The sequence below is a fragment of the Exiguobacterium sp. s152 genome, from assembly GCF_018618335.1.
In the GTDB taxonomy this organism is placed as follows: domain Bacteria; phylum Bacillota; class Bacilli; order Exiguobacteriales; family Exiguobacteriaceae; genus Exiguobacterium; species Exiguobacterium chiriqhucha.
Genome location: NZ_JACSLX010000005.1, coordinates 95,823 through 112,959, shown reverse-complemented (window position 1 = coordinate 112,959; position 17,137 = coordinate 95,823). Strand labels below are relative to the sequence as shown.

At 51.6% G+C, this 17,137-nt stretch carries 15 protein-coding genes, 2 tRNA genes and 1 other annotated feature; of the genes, 8 read left to right on the top strand and 9 right to left on the bottom strand.

The window, feature by feature from the left end; all coding sequences use genetic code 11:
* Positions 1-31: 31 nt before the first annotated feature.
* The 5 genes from KNP72_RS10600 to KNP72_RS10580 form a co-directional block, all read right to left on the bottom strand.
* Positions 32-1,492 (bottom strand): MDR family MFS transporter, encoded by a 1,461-nt coding sequence (locus KNP72_RS10600; protein ID WP_214719853.1) that lies wholly within the window; start codon positions 1,490-1,492, stop codon positions 32-34.
* Positions 1,493-1,663: 171 nt separating this feature from the next.
* On the bottom strand, positions 1,664-2,959 hold the full coding sequence (locus tag KNP72_RS10595; protein ID WP_214719852.1) for an ABC transporter substrate-binding protein: 1,296 nt from the start codon (positions 2,957-2,959) through the stop codon (positions 1,664-1,666).
* Positions 2,960-3,138: 179 nt separating this feature from the next.
* Entirely contained in the window at positions 3,139-4,122 is a 984-nt protein-coding gene (gene asnA / locus KNP72_RS10590) for an aspartate--ammonia ligase (protein WP_214719851.1), read from the bottom strand.
* A gap of 66 nt (positions 4,123-4,188) precedes the next feature.
* Positions 4,189-4,430 (bottom strand) — a binding site (T-box leader).
* A 104-nt stretch (positions 4,431-4,534) separates the two neighbouring features.
* The gene (locus KNP72_RS10585; protein WP_251128969.1) at positions 4,535-5,440 is read right to left on the bottom strand and encodes a carbohydrate ABC transporter permease; all 906 of its coding nucleotides are present in this window, start codon (positions 5,438-5,440) and stop codon (positions 4,535-4,537) included.
* Entirely contained in the window at positions 5,437-6,342 is a 906-nt protein-coding gene (locus KNP72_RS10580; protein ID WP_058765715.1) for a carbohydrate ABC transporter permease, read from the bottom strand. Before KNP72_RS10580 ends, KNP72_RS10585 begins: the two co-directional genes overlap by 4 nt.
* A gap of 242 nt (positions 6,343-6,584) precedes the next feature.
* On the opposite strand from KNP72_RS10580, the gene KNP72_RS10575 reads away from it, so the two are divergent.
* From KNP72_RS10575 to KNP72_RS16035, 3 genes are all read left to right on the top strand, one after another.
* Entirely contained in the window at positions 6,585-8,270 is a 1,686-nt protein-coding gene (locus KNP72_RS10575; RefSeq protein WP_214719850.1) for a formate--tetrahydrofolate ligase, read from the top strand.
* Positions 8,271-8,292: 22 nt separating this feature from the next.
* Positions 8,293-9,216, top strand: a complete 924-nt coding sequence (locus KNP72_RS10570; RefSeq protein WP_214833219.1) for an alpha/beta fold hydrolase — start codon at positions 8,293-8,295, stop codon at positions 9,214-9,216.
* Positions 9,217-9,496: 280 nt separating this feature from the next.
* Positions 9,497-12,355, top strand: coding sequence for an SH3 domain-containing protein (locus KNP72_RS16035; RefSeq protein WP_353048450.1), 2,859 nt, complete (start codon positions 9,497-9,499; stop codon positions 12,353-12,355).
* Between the two features lie 42 nt (positions 12,356-12,397).
* On the opposite strand, the gene KNP72_RS10555 is transcribed toward KNP72_RS16035, so the two are convergent.
* The 3 genes from KNP72_RS10555 to KNP72_RS10545 are packed head-to-tail and all read right to left on the bottom strand — an operon-like array spanning position 12,398 to position 13,724.
* Positions 12,398-12,811 (bottom strand): hypothetical protein, encoded by a 414-nt coding sequence (locus tag KNP72_RS10555; protein WP_214719847.1) that lies wholly within the window; start codon positions 12,809-12,811, stop codon positions 12,398-12,400.
* Positions 12,808-13,362: a hypothetical protein gene (locus tag KNP72_RS10550; RefSeq protein ID WP_214719846.1), complete on the bottom strand. Its 555-nt coding sequence runs from the start codon at positions 13,360-13,362 to the stop codon at positions 12,808-12,810. The genes KNP72_RS10555 and KNP72_RS10550 overlap by 4 nt, the downstream gene beginning before the upstream one ends.
* 2 nt (positions 13,363-13,364) lie before the next feature.
* Positions 13,365-13,724 carry a hypothetical protein gene (locus tag KNP72_RS10545; RefSeq protein WP_214719845.1) on the bottom strand — a complete coding sequence of 120 codons (360 nt, stop codon included), beginning with the start codon at positions 13,722-13,724 and terminating at the stop codon, positions 13,365-13,367.
* A gap of 128 nt (positions 13,725-13,852) precedes the next feature.
* Between KNP72_RS10545 and KNP72_RS10540 the strand changes: the two genes are divergently transcribed.
* The 4 genes from KNP72_RS10540 (at position 13,853) to KNP72_RS10525 (ending at position 15,600) form a co-directional block, all read left to right on the top strand.
* A tRNA-Gly gene (locus KNP72_RS10540) sits at positions 13,853-13,926 on the top strand.
* A 16-nt stretch (positions 13,927-13,942) separates the two neighbouring features.
* Positions 13,943-14,016 (top strand) — tRNA-Gly (locus KNP72_RS10535).
* 179 nt (positions 14,017-14,195) lie between these two features.
* Positions 14,196-14,996: an MBL fold metallo-hydrolase gene (locus KNP72_RS10530; RefSeq protein ID WP_214719844.1), complete on the top strand. Its 801-nt coding sequence runs from the start codon at positions 14,196-14,198 to the stop codon at positions 14,994-14,996.
* Positions 14,997-15,393: 397 nt separating this feature from the next.
* Complete coding sequence (locus KNP72_RS10525) at positions 15,394-15,600, top strand: DUF3006 domain-containing protein (protein WP_016508383.1); 207 nt, start codon at positions 15,394-15,396, stop codon at positions 15,598-15,600.
* Between the two features lie 41 nt (positions 15,601-15,641).
* Here KNP72_RS10525 and KNP72_RS10520 read toward each other — a convergent pair whose 3' ends face one another.
* Positions 15,642-16,196, bottom strand: a complete 555-nt coding sequence (locus tag KNP72_RS10520) for a TlpA disulfide reductase family protein (RefSeq protein WP_214719843.1) — start codon at positions 16,194-16,196, stop codon at positions 15,642-15,644.
* 17 nt (positions 16,197-16,213) lie between these two features.
* Between KNP72_RS10520 and KNP72_RS10515 the strand changes: the two genes are divergently transcribed.
* Positions 16,214-17,122, top strand: a complete 909-nt coding sequence (locus KNP72_RS10515; RefSeq protein WP_286038433.1) for an aldose 1-epimerase family protein — start codon at positions 16,214-16,216, stop codon at positions 17,120-17,122.
* Positions 17,123-17,137: the final 15 nt, after the last annotated feature.

Below are 17,137 nucleotides of genomic sequence, written 5' to 3'. Positions count from 1 at the left end.
ATCGCCTCCTTTTCACCATCATACCGTGTCTTTAGTTGTCACGTGAAGGTGCCGGTGGGCTAACCGGTAATCGCAGCGCAATCAAGAGCGCGATGAACGCGGCGAGGGCTGCGCCGATGAAGACGGTGTTCAATCCGCTGGCGATGAGTTGCTCGCCTTGGAGCCGGACGGTCGCGTCTAGCGCCTCGGTCATACTCCGATTGAAGAACGATTCGAGTGACACACCGCTTAACCCGGCCTCCTCACGGAAGCCGCTCAGGACGATGAAGTTGAACACGGCACCGAACACGGCGACACCGAGCGTCTGACCGACAGTGCTCAAGAATGAGTTCGCCGCTGTCGCGGTCCCCCGTTGACGATACGACACGACCGTCTGTAAGACGACGATGAACATCGGTTGCGACAAGCCGAACCCGACGCCGATTATGGCGACAGCGAGGTAGACGAACAGGTCTGGGCTCGATTGCGTGAGCAACGTCAAGATGATTGTCCCAATCAACAAGAGACTCATTCCCATCACGGCCCGACGTCGTGGCGAGGCCGCGCCAAGTGTACGGCCGCCGATAATCGACGTGAACGTCCAAGCGACCGAGAGCGGCATCAGCATGAAGCCGGCTTCCGTCGCCGATTTACCAAGGACGGCCTGGGCCCAGATCGGGATATAGGCCGACATCGAGACGAGCACCCATGCTGCGAAGAAGACGGCACCATTGATGGACGCGATAATCGGTTGTTTCAACAGATCGAGCGGCAACAACGGTGTTTTCGCACGCCGTTCCGATAAAAAGAAACTCGTGAGCAGCACGACACTGAACACGGCACTGACGATAATCGATGGCGTCCAGACGTTCGTCTCGCTGAAGGTGATCAATCCATATAAGAACGCCGTCGTTCCGAACGCGAACAACAGCGCCCCTTTGACGTCGATTCGCTCCGTCGTCTCTGTCACCGTCTCTTTATAGAAGACAATGATCATGATGAATGATAACAGTGCGAACGGGACGTTCAGCAAGAAGACGTAGCGCCAAGACAACGTCTCGACCAAGAACCCGCCGATGACCGGCCCGAGCACGCCCGAGACACCCCAGACCGCGCTCAAGATGCCTTGAATCTTGCCGCGCTCCTCATACTTGTACAAGTCGCCGATGATGGTCATTGAAATCGGCAATACCGCCCCGGCGCCAAGCCCTTGGAGCGCCCGGAAGATAATCAATTGTTCCATCGATGTGGCGAGGCCACATAGGAGCGAGGCAAGTGTGAACAATCCAATCCCGAACAATAGGACCCGCTTGCGCCCGAACAAGTCGGCCACTTTCCCATAAATCGGTGTCGACACCGCCGTGAACAGCAGGAAGGCGGCGAACACCCAACTCACGAGGGCGGCCCCATTCAACTCGCTCGCGATGACCGGTGTCGCGACCGAGACGACCGTCCCTTCAATCGCCGCTAAAAAAGTCGCCAATAACAATGCGACCGTGACATTCTTTCTCATATCTGTCATCTCCCCAATAAAATAGCGGTGCCGGAAGGTTCCGAGCACCACTTCAACTGTCTATTATTTTGTGCGAGCGACGCCCGTTTGACAAGCCTCAACTTCTGCCCGGCTTTGCCCGCACTAAAAAACACAAGCGGCGAAGGGGTCATTTCGCCGCTTGTGTTGCTGTTATTTTGCCTTATCCGCCCATACTTTCGTGAAGTCTTGGAGCATCTCGTCCCCGGTCTTTTGACCGCCGACATACGCTTGCATCAACGCGCCGTACTCGTTGACCGCGCCGTCCGGATACTTGAACCAGTTCCATGAGATCGTCTTGCCTTCGTTCGAATAGGCCAAGATGTCGTCTGCAAGCGGACCGAGATCGTTCGCTTCAATCGACTTGAACGCCGGGATGAATTTGAATTTGTTGACCATGTAGTCTTTACCCGTGTCGGATGTTGCCATCCATTCGAGGAAGTCTTTCGCTTCTTCTTTATACTTCGAGTTTTTATTGACGACCCAGTTGTTCGGGACGCCGACCGGGAGACGGTCCATCTTCTCTTTGTCATCGTTGATCGGGATCGGGACGAAGCCCATCTCAATGTCCGGATTCACGTCGAGAATCATCTGTTGCGCCCAGTTCCCTTGTTGCAACATCGCCGTCTCACCTTGAGCGAACTGTGTGACTTGCGTGTTATAGTCCGTCGTGAGCGGGTTTTTGTTGCCGTATTTGATCGTGAGATCGAACAGCTTCAAGAACTGTTGGAACTGCTCATTGTCCTCGAATTTTTCTTTATTCTCATTGAGCGCCTGGATGAACGCATCCGGGTCGTCTTGTTGTGCCATCGGGATGTTAAGCAAGTGGATCCCGAGAATCCAGAATTCGGCGTAACCGACCGAGAACGGTGTGATGCCTGCTTTATCCAACTTCTCTGCCGCATCCGTTAACTCGGACAACGTCTTCGGCAACTCACTGATGCCCGCCTTCTCGAATAGCTCCTTGTTATAGATGAAGCCGTACCCTTCCAAGTTCATCGGCATGCCGTACAATTTCCCGTCCATCGTCATCGGTTCCTTGGCCACTTCCGTCAAATCACCGACCCACTTCTCGCCAGACAAATCTTCCAATTTGTCTTTCCAAGTCTGGGCTTCGGTGAAACCACCGTTATTGAAGATGTCCGGCTCATTGCCCGACGCGAACTGTGACTTGAGCGCGGCCCCGTAATCGGCTCCGCCGCCGACCGTTTGAACGGTCACTTTGACGCCGGTCTCTTCCTCGTATTCTTTCGCCATCGCTTCAAGGTCTTTGGCGATTTCCGCTTTGAACTGGAAGACGTTCAACGTGACGTCTTGCTTGTCCCCGTCATCCGCGTTCGCATCGTTCGATCCTTCATTTTCCGTAAGCGACCCGCCGCCACAGGCCGCAAGTGTCAATACCATCCCCGCCGTCATGACGGCGGTTGATAATCTCCATTTACGTTTCATTTCGCTTCCTCCTAAGTATAGAGTCGATATTCCTTCAACATTCGGTACACCCTAACTTTAGATGAAAACGCTTCCATTATGTAGGTGTCAAAATTGACGTGTAGGGTGGAAAATGTTGCACAGAAAACCAGGACTTTCTTATTGAAAAGAAAGTCCTGGTTTTAGTTTCTTCTATATAATTACAACAGGCTGATTCCAGCTTCTTCACATGCTGTGATCATCTCACTCGGCCAGACCGACGATTGGACTTCACCGATATGGCGGGCACGTAGCAAATACATGGCGACACGTGACTGCCCGATGCCGCCCCCGATTGTAAGCGGGAGACGTCCTTCAAGGACCGCTTGATGGAACGGGAACTTGCGTTTGTCTTCAGCTCCAGCTGTCACCAATTGCTCGGCAAGCGCTGTCTCGTCGACACGGATTCCCATCGACGACAGTTCGAACGCCGATTCGAGTTCCGGGTGCCAGACGAGGATATCGCCGTTGAGCGACCAATCGTCATAGTCAGCCGCGCGACCGTCGTGCTTATCGCCCGAAGCGAGTGCGCCGCCGATTTGCGAGAGGAAGACCGCACCGTACGCTTTACAAATCGCGTGCTCACGCTCTTTTGGTGTAAGATTCGGGTAAAGGTCTTCTAGCTCTTGGCTCGTCAAGAAGTGAATCGACTCTGGCAAGATCGCCTCAATCCCGTACATCGTTTCGACCGTCTGTTCCGTCTCGCGGAGTGCCGCGTAAATCGTTTCGACCGTCGCCTTCAAGTACTCCGTCGTCCGGTGTTCCCGAGCGATGACACGTTCCCAGTCCCATTGATCGACGTGGAGTGAGTGTGTCGCGTCGAGTTCTTCATCCCGACGGATGGCGCGCATCTGTGTGTACAACCCTTCACCGACTTCGAATCCGTAGCGGCCGAGCGCTTCACGTTTCCACTTCGCGAGCGACTGAACGATTTCGAGTTCATGCCCTGGATACTGCGTATCGAACTGGATGATTCGTTCGACACCGTTCAAGTGGTCGTTGACACCGCTCGCCGATGTGACGAACAGTGGGGCCTGAACTTGTGTGAGTCCGAGCGCCGTGCTGAACTTGTCTTCGAATGTCGCCTTCACTACTGTAATCGCCTGTTGTTTTTCCTTCATCTTGCTCATTGCTGTTGTTGTCATGTTTTCTTCCTCCAATTGTGGGATTTCGGGATGGAGCAATAGAAAAAAGCCCTCCAATCCCATGGACTATGGGACGGAAGGCTTCAAGCTCCGCGGTGCCACCCAAATTAGTAGACGAATCTACTCACTTTTTCGAGACGAACATCTCGTAGTTCCGATAACGGGGAACGGTCCGGCTACGTCTACTTGCAAAGCGTTCGGGTAGCGACTCCAGGAGGTTCTTCGACAGAGATTTCAGTCCGGGCTCTCACCTTCCCCGGCTCGCTTTGCTTACGTCTTCTGTGTACTCGTCCTTTCAATGTCGTTCACAATTGAATTGACCCAATTATTATCAATATTCAGACGAATGTCAACTACTTTTTAAAAAAAATTCTCCCCCGTGTAGCGGACGGGGGAGATCCCTTGGGAAGGGTTATTTGATCGAGCCGCTCGTAATCCCTTTGATAATATGCTTTTGCATACCGAAGAAAAAGACGAGGAGCGGAACGATCCCAAGGACTAAACCAGCAAGTGCCAAATCCCATTGTTTTGTATATTGTCCGAAGAAATAGAACGTCGCGAGCGGAATCGTCCGCAGCTCGATGTCTCGGAGGACAAGTGAAGGTAAGAGAAAGTCGTTCCAAATCCAAAGGCTGTTCAAGATGACAATCGTCACCGTGATCGGCTTGAGGAGCGGGAAGACGATGCGCCAAAACACGCCCCATGTCGAACAGCCGTCAATGATGGCCGCTTCTTCAATCTCTTCCGGAATCGACTTCATGAAGCCGTGATATAAGAATACTGAAATGCCAGACCCGAAGCCGAGATACATGACCATCAGTCCCCAATGGCTGTTCAACAGACCGAGGATGCTCGACACTTTGACGAGCGGAATCATGATGGATTGGAACGGGATAACCATCGCCGCGACGAACAAGAAGAAGATGACGGTCGAGATCCAATGTTTCGTCCGGACGAGCTTCCACGCCGCCATCGAAGTGAACAATACGATGAGAAGGTTCGCCCCCGCCGTGATGAGAAGCGAGTTCAAGAAGACGCGTCCGTAGTTCATCGCCTCCCAGGCTTCTGTATAGTTCGACGCGAGCCAGACGCTCGGCAAGGCAGACGTGTTCGTGTAAATCTCGGCAATTGATTTGAACGAGTTGACGATGACGTAATAGAACGGGACGAGATATAACAGTCCAAGTAGAATCGCCACCAGTTCGACGAGACCGAGACCGGCCGTATATCCACCCGCCCGCAGCGGTTTTTGCGGTAGCAATCGCTGTGGAGATGAATCGACCTTCGCTTCGATGCGTTCAATTTTTTCTGTCGTCATGCCTCCACCTCCCGCTTTTTCGTCAAATAGACTTGAGTGACGGTAATCGCCGCGACGACAAGGAAGAAGATGACCGCTTTCGCCGAGCCGAGCCCGTAATTATTATTCACGAACGATTCTGTATAGATGTTCAAGGCGAGCATCTCTGTCGATTTGAACGGCCCACCGTTCGTGAGCGACAAGTTCGTGTCGAACACTTTGAACGACCAGGAGATCGTCAAAAACAGACAGATGGTGATCGACGGCATAATCATCGGTAACGTGATGTGACGCAACATCTTCAATCGATTTGCCCCATCGATTTTGGCCGCTTCCAGCAAATCCGTCGGCACGTTTTGAAGCGCTGCGATGTAGATGACCATGACGTAGCCTCCGCCTTGCCAGATGGCGACGATGACGATGCCCCAAAAGGCTGTCTGGGCGTCACCGAGCCACGGCAGTTCGAACAAACTCCATCCGGTCAGTGCCCCAATTGATTCAAAGCCCTTCACATAGATAAACTGCCAAATGAATCCGAGAATGAGCCCGCCAATCAAGTTTGGCATGAAAAAGACGGTGCGCAGGATATTGCGTGTCTTAATGTTCATCGTCAACAGTAAGGCCAGTAAGAAACCGACGATGTTCGTCAAGATGACGGCCACAATCGTGTATTTCGTCGTAATCCAGAACGAGGCGCGGAACTGTTCATCCTCGAATAGAATCCGCTGATAATTGTCCCACCCGACTACGTTCAACTGACCCGTCACACCGTTCCAATCCGTGAAGCTGTAATAAATCCCGTTTATGAACGGTATGAGCACAATCGCCACAAACGCCAAAAAGGCCGGACCGACGAATGCAATAAAACTCGCTGGTTTCTTCCAATTTCGTCTTCGCTTGTGTTGTTTTGGTGTTTCTGTCATGTTCATCGCCTCCACTATCAACTTACCTCCCTCAAGACAAAATGAAAACGGATACATTTGACGGAAAGGGTGGAATATATTGCACTCAATGGGTGAATTATACGAGACGATGCGTTATGATAAACTCAATGACAACACGAACGAGTCTTCCTGAATGAAGAATTAAACCTTGATTCTAAGTCGATTCACGAATGAAATGAAATAAACCGATTACAATGTTCGAAAGTGGAGGGATTTTATACATGACGACGATTAAACCGTTATCCGACCTAACGATTGCCCAACAAGCCGAGATGTTGCCCGTCAAAGAGATTGCGGAAAAGCTAGGTTTACAAGAAGATGACCTCGACCTATACGGGAAATATAAAGCCAAGTTATCCTTCGACGTCATCGATCGGATGGCGACTCGCGAAGACGGGAAGCTCATTCTCGTCACGGCAATCAATCCGACTCCAGCCGGTGAAGGAAAGTCGACCGTGACCGTCGGGCTCGGCCAAGCGCTCAACCAACTCGACAAACAAGCGATCGTCTGTTTGCGAGAACCGTCGCTCGGGCCGACAATGGGCTTAAAAGGCGGTGCCGCCGGCGGAGGATTCAGCCAAGTGTTGCCGATGGAAGACATCAACCTTCACTTTACAGGCGACATGCACGCTATCACCGCGGCCCACAACACGATTAGCGCCATGCTCGACAATCATCTCCATCAAGGGAACGACCTTGGCATCGATGTCCGGAAAATCGTCTGGAAACGTGTGCTCGACTTGAATGACCGGGCGCTCCGTCACGTGACGATTGGCCTTGGCGGCAGTGCCCATGGCGTACCTCGTGAAGACGGCTTTGATATCACGGTCGCGTCTGAAATCATGGCCATCCTCTGTCTCGCCGATTCGTTGACTGACCTCGAGGCACGCATCAAGCGAATCGTCGTCGCATACGATCGGGACAATGAGCCGATCACGGCCGAACAAATCGGTGCGGCCGGTGCCGCGACACTGCTATTGAAAGAAGCGTTCAAGCCGAACTTGGTGCAAACACTTGAACAGACACCAGCCCTCGTTCATGGTGGTCCGTTCGCCAATATCGCGCACGGATGCAACTCATTGATTGCGACGAAAACCGCGCTCAAGCTCGGTGAATATGTCGTCACCGAAGCTGGTTTCGGAGCCGATCTTGGCGCCGAGAAATTCTGTCATATCAAGTCACGCATCGGAAAATTGAACCCGGACGCCGTCGTTCTCGTGGCGACAGTCCGTGCTTTGAAAATGCATGGCGGTGTCGCCAAAGACCAACTCCACGTCGAGAACGTCGGAGCTGTCGGAAACGGGTTAAAACTTCTCGCCAAACATGTCGAGACGATGGGGAAACTCGGTTTGCCGACCGTCGTCGCCCTCAATCGATTCAATTCGGATACAGCCGAAGAGTTGGCGGCCGTCCTCGATTGGTGTGAAGCGAACCACATTCGAGTGGCGCTCAGTGAAGTGTGGTCGAATGGAGGACAAGGCGGTCGTGCCCTCGCCGAGGCCGTCATCGACACGATTGAGTCGAACGAGAGTTCGTTTACCCCGCTCTATGCGTTAACCGATTCCATCGAACAGAAAATTTTGACGATCGCCCGTGAAGTGTATGGAGCGGCCGACGTCACCTTTACCGCAACCGCGAAAAAACAGATGGCACAAATCGAAGCGAACGGCTGGCAGCACTTGCCGATTTGTATGGCGAAGACGCCGTTCTCGCTCTCGGATGACCCGACGAAACTCGGCTACCAACACGGGTTCACCGTGACAGTGCGAGAGTTGAAACCGTCGGTCGGCGCTGGCTTCCTCGTCGCCTTGACAGGTAACGTCTTGACGATGCCGGGTCTGCCGAAACAACCGGCCGCCTTGAATATGGGGATTGATGAGACTGGGAAAGCGATTGGCTTATTCTAATCAAGACAACGGAGGGATCAGGATGGACGTCACGGAACATACGTATGCAGACGGATACCGGACACAACTATTGCACGTCAAGGCCAGACAACCGATTGGAAATTGTTTCATTTTCCATGGAATGCTTGAGCATCATCAGCGTTATGTCGAATTTGCTGATTTTTTGTCAGAAATTGGTTTTAATGTGTTTCTATGCGACCTTCGCGGTGCCGGTTCCTTGGCCCGGACCCAGTCCACTTACGCTCATCTATCTCCACACGAAGGATTTGATCAAATGGTCGACGACGCCATCTCGCTCCTCGATCACTATCAAGATGAATCGCCGACCGTCGTCCTCGGCCATAGTTTCGGCTCATTGCTCGCGCGTCGACTCGGTCAACAGCTAGGTCATCGCTTGGCGGGTGTCATCGCCGTCTCCCCACCCCCGCATTCGGGATTGATCGGACGTGCCGGACTGTATGCGATCGATTTGGCCATTCGGTTCAAAGGGAGCACCCATGAATCCCGTTTATTCGAACGCTTATTGTTCGGACGATATAACTTGAAATTCTTACCCGCCACGACCGAGAGCGATTGGATTTCTAGTGTTCCCGAGGAAGTGACCGCCTATTTGGACGACCCGGACTGTGGTGGGATTCCGACGCTCGGATATTTACACGAGGTAGCAAAAGCGTCACTCGATGTGACCTCTGCCGCCCGGATACAAGAACATCCGAAAACACTACCGATTTTGTTCGTCGTAGGTGCTGATGACCCCGTCGTACATGACGGAGAAGGACTCTCCGGAATCGTCCGCAAACATCAGGCCGCCGACATCGAATTGACCGTGCTGTCTTATGATCAGGCTCGCCATGAAGTGCTTCGTGAGCGCCAACACCAAGACATCTGGACGGATATCGGCGACTGGATGCATCAAACGATACGAATCGCAAAAAGAACCTCCTAGGAAATGGAGGTTCTTTTTTATCAAAATAATGCAATAGTATTCTAATTCATTTACTTTTTTTGTAATTTAGATTCTTCTTTCCAATTTTCAAGTGCGCTATACTTAGACCGCAGACTAAAAGAATACTCATATTTTGATACGTATTCACCGAAAGGGGTAACACATTGAAGCCAACGATCACACGATTGAGCACGGCCGTCCTCATCTCTAGCACAGTGTTGAGTACGCTTTCCCCGCTCACTCATATGCAGTAACATACGAAGGAACAGTAAATACATCGATTTTAAATGTTCGTTCCGCCACATCTACCACTTCGGATATTGTCGGGAAATTAACTGAAGGCAAAACCGTTCAGGTGTATACGACGAACGACAACTGGGCTCAAATTGAATTCGAAGGCGAAAAGCGCTACGTATCGTCGACTTATTTGACACTCAAATCGACCGTCACGAAAACGGCGACGACCGCCTCGACGACAGCGACGTCTGCTTACAAGGCTGATGCGAACGTCAACTTACGCTCATCGACATCGACGTCTGCTACCGTCTTGACGACCATCCCGAAAGGCGCGACCGTCACCTATATCTCTTCGCACGGTACCGCCGGTTCATGGATGAAAGTGACGTACGGCAAGTATACCGGTTATGTCGTGGCTCAGTACTTTACACCGTCGGCCCCTGTCGAAATACCGTATTACGCGAACAAGACAGCGGTGTTATACAACTCGACCGGTTCGGGCGCGACGAAACTCGCGACGATTCCGGCTGGTGCCAAAGTGACGCATCTTGCTTCACTCGGCGCGACCGGCTCATGGTTTAAAATCCAATATGGCACGAAAGTCGGCTACGCTCCATCCCGTAACTTCTCGACGTCACTATTGACTCCAGATACGTCGATGCCCGAAACGACGACACCTTATTTTTCAATCACAAACGTCGCCTTGTATAACAGTTCGGCCTCAGGCGCGACAAAAATCGCGACCATCCCTTCGGGTGCCCAAGTCGAACAAATCGCAATGGCTGGACTCAGTTCGTCGTGGTTCAAGATTCGTTACAATGGCGTCACCGGCTATGCCGCCGTCCGTAACTTCTCGAAGACGAAGCCGGAAGTCGTCGTACGAACGCCTTATTACGCCGCTCGCGATCTCGTCTTGTATAAATCGTCTGCCTCGGGTGCAGATCGTCTCCGGACCATCCGCGCCGGCAGTAAAGTGACACAAGTATCGGATGCTGGACTCGCGAGCTCATGGTTTAAAATCGAGTATGACGGTGTCACCGGCTATGCCGCAGCTCGCAACTTCTCGACGACACCACCAGAAGTGATTGTCATCAAGCCTTATTACGCGATTCGGAACGTAGCGATGTACAGTTCGTCCGCCTCGGGCGCAACGAAAATCGATACGATTCCATTCGGTGCGAAAATCGAACAAATCTCTCAAAGCGGATTATCGAGCTCATGGTTCAAAGTCCGCTATGACGGGAAAACCGGTTATGCCGCTTCACGTCACTTCTCAGTCGAAAAACCGGAGGTGATTGTCGTGACAGATTACTACACGACGCAACGAGTCGTCCTCTATGACCGGTCGGCATCACCGAAAACAAAAATCGCAGTCATTCCGACAGGGACAAAAGTTCAGCAAATTTCTGAGGCCGGATTGACCAGCTCGTTGTATAAAATCAAGTACGGCTCGCTCACAGGCTATGCGACCGCGAGTTACTTTGCGGACAAACCGCCAGTGCCAGAAGAACAGCTCGAGGCCGAACGTGAAATCGAGGTCGTCGTCGCGAACAACGGGACGCTGAACGTGCGCAATAAAGCAGTTGATGGCGCCGTCATCGGGACGCTCGCGAACGGGACGGTCGTCAAAGTGAAGCCAATCGTCGGTAGCGACTGGGGGGTCATCTCATATCTCGTCAACGGCTCGCTCGTGAAAGGGTACATCTCCCTCACGTATACGAAACCGTACACACCGCCTGTCGCCGGCAGTAAGGAAATGGTCATCACCGAAACGGCCTATCCATACACGCTCGCATCGATGGTGACGACGCAACGCAACGTGTTCGCCCAGTCGGACGCCTTCCGGGCTGCGAACGCCTATGTACCGAAAGCGTATATCACTCGCGCGACACCGACCGCCACGACAGGGACGATCAGTTCAACGGAACTCATGACGACTTCATTCCAATATTTGAAGGCAACCGCTTCAACAGCCGCAGCAAACTTGGGCGGCTTGTCGACGAATACGAAACTTGAGTACCTCGGCACACAAAAAGTCGGTTCGACGACTTGGTATAAAGTAAAATCGGGTCTACTGACCGGATACGTCAGCGCCGCCAACGTCGCTGGTAATGTCAAGGTATTGAAAGATGCTTCTATGACAGCTCACTCGTTCGGGGTGCTCAACCCAGGTGAGACGGTGAGCATCACTGGTGAGCTCGGTCAATATTACACAATCAGCTATTACCGACCGAGCGGATACCATATTCGTGTCTATGACCAAACTTGGCGTCTTGCGACGGATGAGGAAATCACACGTCACGTGTCACCGTCTTCGTTCGCCACGACGTCACGGGAATATTTCCAGTTCCTCGATTTGTCGAAGGGGGCCGATTTGACGGCGCCTGTCTTGAACAAGTCGCTCGTCGGTAAAGGGATTTTAGATGGACGCGGTCAAGCGTTCATCGATGCGTCACGTACGCACAACGTCAACGAAATTTACCTATTGTCGCATGCATTGCTTGAAACCGGTCATGGGACGTCCGCCCTCGCCACCGGGACAGTTGTCTCGAGCGTCGACGGCAAGGCCGTCACACCGAAGACCGTCTACAATATGTACGGAATCGGTGCGATTGACGGGAACGCCCACGTCAAAGGAGCTGAGCGCGCTTATAAAGAAGGTTGGTTCACACCGGAAGCCGCCATCATCGGCGGTGCCAAGTTCATCGGGGATTCGTATATTAACAACCCGAGCCGGAAACAGAACACGCTCTATAAAATGCGCTTTAATCCATCAAATCCTGGGACGATGCAATATGCCACGGATATCGCCTGGGCGACGAAACAGACCACCAACATTTACAACATGTACCAACAGCTCGAATCCTATACACTTTACTTCGACGTTCCAAAATTCCAGTAAGACACAAAGAGACACGCAGCCGACGATGGCGCGTGTCTCTTGTTATGTCCATTCGATTGAGTCGACGATTGCTTCAATCTCTACTTTCTCATTCGTCACTTCATCGGTGACGTACGTCAAAAATAAAAGTCGTTTCCCGTCTGTAAGTGACCAGACGTCAAGATGCATCCCATCTTCGATTCCGCTCGCATAGGCCGTCGTCATACCACCTGCGTCTGTCGTGACACTCGGTGCGACTTTGACGTCAATCGGGAACTCGCCTAAAAACGTGTTCAACTCTTGGAGAGCCGCGTCGCTCGGCGCTTGTGCTTCCTCGGCTTCATAGATGGACATCTGAAGCGTCCCTTGGGCGTCGGCTTCTACCGAATAAAAGCTGACATGGTCTTCTTCTTCATTGTATTCAAAGTGTTCTGGGTAGGATAGACGGATCCAACCGTCAATCTCGTATTCCTTCATGCTGTTTGCTCCTTCGTCTTCTTAAATGCTAGACCTGTCACCATCTTCGCTTGGAGCGCATATTTGAGGCGCTCGGTCACGTAAAGACGTTGACTGTTTTGGTCTTGGGCAATCATGTGCCCGAATAAGTTCAATCGTACGGTTTGATGTGATAAAAAATAGAGTCGGTCCGGGTCTAACGGTCGATATTCGCCTGAATCTTCGAGATGCTCAATTTCGAAGCGACGCAATACGTTGAGTGCGCAATATTGATCCGTCTTCCCAGTGCTCGTGTGCAACTCGACTCGAACAAACTGAATATCGTATGGGCATAGATTCATAAAAATTGGACCGATTCGTTCATGGATGAGCAACACCCCCATATCCGTCTCAATCAAATCGGGGAGTGCCTGCTTGTCTTGTGAGATGCTCAAGACGACATAAGGACGTTCAGTCGGTGCGAGCAATTCCCCTTTAAAAAAGCGGAATCGTTGGATGCCGGTCAATACACGGGCCCGCCAGGCACTGCCCCGGGCTTCCGCTTCAATCCGATATAGCCTTTCTCGACTCACGACTACTCCCCCTTCAATTGTTTGAGCGATGCGACGAATCGTTCCCACTCTTGGTCGTCACAGACGACCTTACTTTCAATTCCCCATTCTTCCTCGATCTTCAAACGTACTTCGTTCGTCTCGAGATGACGCGTGAGCTGTAGCGGCCCGATTTGAACGGTCAGCGGTTCGACGATGAACTCGTTCGTCGCCGGGCCGACCCATTTCAAACGTTCCGTTCGAAGAATCACTTGCCAGTCCGACTCGTGGCGAATCGAGAACGTCCATTGACGGAGCTTCGTCTCCTGGTCGATTTGTTTGGCTTGTTTCATCATCCGAAACCCTTCGCTCATCATCCGTAAATAGGATTTACGCTCACTCATGCCCCATCCACTCCTCTCCTCTATTATCTTAGCAAGACAACCTAGCCGCAACAACCAATGTTTTTTCAAAAAAGGGTTTGCAAAGCTAAAATCCTGTGCTATTATATTACCGTAACGTTAAGCGTTTCGCGGGTGTAGTTTAATGGTAAAACCTCAGCCTTCCAAGCTGATGACGAGAGTTCGATTCTCTTCACCCGCTCCATTTTAAAATTTCATATGCGGGTGTAGTTTAATGGTAAAACCTCAGCCTTCCAAGCTGATGACGAGAGTTCGATTCTCTTCACCCGCTCCAATTACCGACATATACGCGAGAATTTGCTCGCACACATAACCGCACGGTGTCCCGTGCACCAAGCAGAACGTCATTCGACGTTCTGCTTTTTTGTTTTTCAGCATAATAGCACCGATTTCGACAACGCTTAAATGACGGTAATTCGGGAAAAGGATGGGAGATAAAAAGGAGGGATTCCTGTGATTCAAGTACGTCTTCAACCGTTCACCGTCTACGAGAGTGCTTTGATGCGCACGACTTCAACATTGATTGAAACGAACGAGAGCTTGATTGTGATCGATCCGACCTGGTTGCCCGAAGAAATCGCCACGATTCGCCGGGATGTCGAATTGCGACGCCAGGGGAAAAAGCTGTATGTCATCTATACGCATCAGCACTACGACCATATCATCGGAGCTTATGCATTTCCTGATGCCACCGTCATCGCGTCTCAAGCGTTCGTCGAGACGGATGCGAGTTCTCAGCTCGATGAGATTCAATCGTTCTACGAACAGTATTACATCGATCGTCCCATCATCAAACCTGCTGTTGATATTATGATTTCGGAAGATGGTACCCTCGCCCTCGGTTCTACGCCCATCACGTTCCTATTGACGCCTGGTCATGAGTCGACCCACATGTCTTTAATCATCGAACCGTTACGTCTGCTCGTATGTGGCGATTATGCCTCCAACATCGAGCCGCCGTTCATCGAACACGATGCCGAGGCATATTTGACGTCGTTGCAGAAACTCCAAGCAGCCATTTACGAGTATGAGATTCGGTGGCTCATTCCTGGCCACGGCGACTTGTGTGACGACCGAAGCAAAATGATGGAGCGACTGAGCGCCGCCGAAGAATATATTCTCGCCTTGCCAGAAGAACGCGTCTGGTCTCCGCATTGGCCCGAACACGCTTTCTTCCAGCGCGTCCATGAACGTAATCGGAAGCACGTCGAGCAAAAAGCAAAAGATCGCGAGTCGCGGCAACAAGATTATTGACGCAAAAAAATCGCAACGTCTCCCCAAGACGTTGCGATCCCCCCCTATTATGTAGACCTATTTCTTTGTGACGCGTTCTGAACGGACCGTGAACATACGGTCAATCCCATAAATGGTCACGCCGGTGACAGCGAGCAATCCAATCATAGCTGATGAAAACATTGACCATACCCCCATTGTTCACAAATTCGTCATAATCACCCCGTGCCTTCATTATAGAAGAAAACAAATCAAAAAGAAAGCGTTTTCTTCTAACTTTCTTCACAATTTTGTCACGCTTCTGTTTTTACTTTCGCTTGTCTAGCCTTGCGCAAATATGTGTAGGTTTTGTGGAATGTGGGAATACACTCTATAAGAATAAAAGAGACAGAAAGCTGTTCGTTGAGGAGGAAGAGGCATGATCAAGTACGGCACGTTGGTGCGGGTCGAAGGGAAGTATGCCGTGTTACGTTGGAACAACGGCTCGAGCTTTATCCCAAGACGATTCTTGCCATCAGAAGCACGTGTTGGCGATACCATCATTCGAGATAACCACCATTACTATCTCGAAGAAGACATGACACCCAATTTCGATGCGCTGATTAAACAACATTATAAAAAGTAGACAAAGACAGACCGGTTTCTTTCCAGTCTGTCTTTGTCCGTTCATTTCGTTCGGTCATGCAGCCAGTCGAAATCGACCGGTCCGACTTGTTTGGCCGTGATGATGCCGTCTGGCCCAATTAAGTAGGTGGTCGGGAGCGCGACGACACGATACGTCTTCTCCACCGTCCCCGTCTCGTCCAATAGGATTGGGAAACTGACCGGCACTTCCTGTAAAAACGCATCGACGTCTCGTTTACCGAGCCGCTCGTTTTTCGTCGCATTCACCCCGAGCACAGGGATGCCTGTATCTTCGCCGAATTCAATCAACTCTGGCAACTCTTCCCGACACGGTGGACACCACGTCGCCCAAAAGTTCAGGATGACTTGTTGCCCTTCATAGTCGGCGAGGGACACCGACTGCCCTTCCGTCGTCTCGAGCTCGAACTGTGGCGCCCGCTGTCCGACTTCAAGACCGCCGAGCACGCCGTCGTCCGTGGCGACTTCGACCGTCAGCTCACTCGCTTGGCTCGTCTTGTACTCGTCGTAACCTTTATAAGCCAATCCTCCAATGAGGCCGGCCATGATGAGACTGATTGCTAGTTTATGAAATCGCATGATTTACCCCTTGTTCTGTGGACTGTTCACTCCTAAACTTAACTTATCACATCATTCAAAGGAGAGTAACTATCTTGCAACTTCACAATGAGAAAGTTAGCCTCACCCTAAAAGCGCACGGCGCCGAAATGACAAGTTGGAAAGTCGAAGGAACGGAGCTCCTTTGGCAAGGCGACCCGACGTATTGGGGGCGGCAAGCCCCAATCCTATTCCCTTTCGTCGGAAGGATGCTTGACGACCGCTACTTATATGAAGGACTGACATACACGATGAGCCAACACGGATTTGCACGAGACGAACTGTTCGAGGTCGCCGAGGCTTCGGACACACACGTCCGGTTCATTCTTCGTGATTCGATCGAGACCCGTAAACACTATCCGTTCTCATTCGAACTGAACGTCATCTATCGCTTGATCGGCGAAGAGTTGAATGTGACGTACCACGTTTTCAATCGGGATGATGTCGTACTCCCATTCAGCATCGGCGGACATCCGGCCTTCAACATTCCGTTTGCCGGGGGCACGTTCGAAGACTATACGATTGACTTTGGGGAGACACGAACACTCGACCGTCTCTTGCTCGAAGGACCTTACTTGACGGGTGCTTATCAACCGCTTGGGGAACGTCGTTATATCCCGTTGACGCATCATTTGTTCGACCAGGACGCCCTTATCTTTGAACAAATCGAATACGCGGCGCTCCGGCATCAGCCGAGCGGCCGGGCCATCGTCATGGAATCCCCCCAGTTCACCCACTTCGGCATCTGGTCACCTCCACATTCCGACGCCCCGTTCGCCTGTCTCGAGCCGTGGTTCGGACATGCCGACTATAAAGGGCACCGGAAAGACATCCTCCATAAGGAAGACATGCAACTGCTCGAACCAGGCGAGTCGTTCGAAGCGACTTACACCTTGTATATGGAATAAAAAACGTGCTGACCG

Bases quoted from the DNA above. Each gene is read 5' to 3' on its own strand.
- asnA (WP_214719851.1), bottom strand. From the start codon at position 4,122: ATGACAACAACAGCAATGAGCAAGATGAAGGAAAAACAACAGGCGATT.
- KNP72_RS10585 (WP_251128969.1), bottom strand. From the start codon at position 5,440: ATGACGACAGAAAAAATTGAACGCATCGAAGCGAAGGTCGATTCATCT.
- KNP72_RS10595 (WP_214719852.1), bottom strand. From the start codon at position 2,959: ATGAAACGTAAATGGAGATTATCAACCGCCGTCATGACGGCGGGGATG.
- KNP72_RS10525 (WP_016508383.1), top strand. From the start codon at position 15,394: ATGATCAAGTACGGCACGTTGGTGCGGGTCGAAGGGAAGTATGCCGTG.
- KNP72_RS10520 (WP_214719843.1), bottom strand. From the start codon at position 16,196: ATGCGATTTCATAAACTAGCAATCAGTCTCATCATGGCCGGCCTCATT.
- KNP72_RS10570 (WP_214833219.1), top strand. From the start codon at position 8,293: ATGGACGTCACGGAACATACGTATGCAGACGGATACCGGACACAACTA.
- KNP72_RS10545 (WP_214719845.1), bottom strand. From the start codon at position 13,724: ATGAGTGAGCGTAAATCCTATTTACGGATGATGAGCGAAGGGTTTCGG.
- KNP72_RS10580 (WP_058765715.1), bottom strand. From the start codon at position 6,342: ATGACAGAAACACCAAAACAACACAAGCGAAGACGAAATTGGAAGAAA.
- KNP72_RS10555 (WP_214719847.1), bottom strand. From the start codon at position 12,811: ATGAAGGAATACGAGATTGACGGTTGGATCCGTCTATCCTACCCAGAA.
- KNP72_RS10575 (WP_214719850.1), top strand. From the start codon at position 6,585: ATGACGACGATTAAACCGTTATCCGACCTAACGATTGCCCAACAAGCC.
- KNP72_RS10600 (WP_214719853.1), bottom strand. From the start codon at position 1,492: ATGAGAAAGAATGTCACGGTCGCATTGTTATTGGCGACTTTTTTAGCG.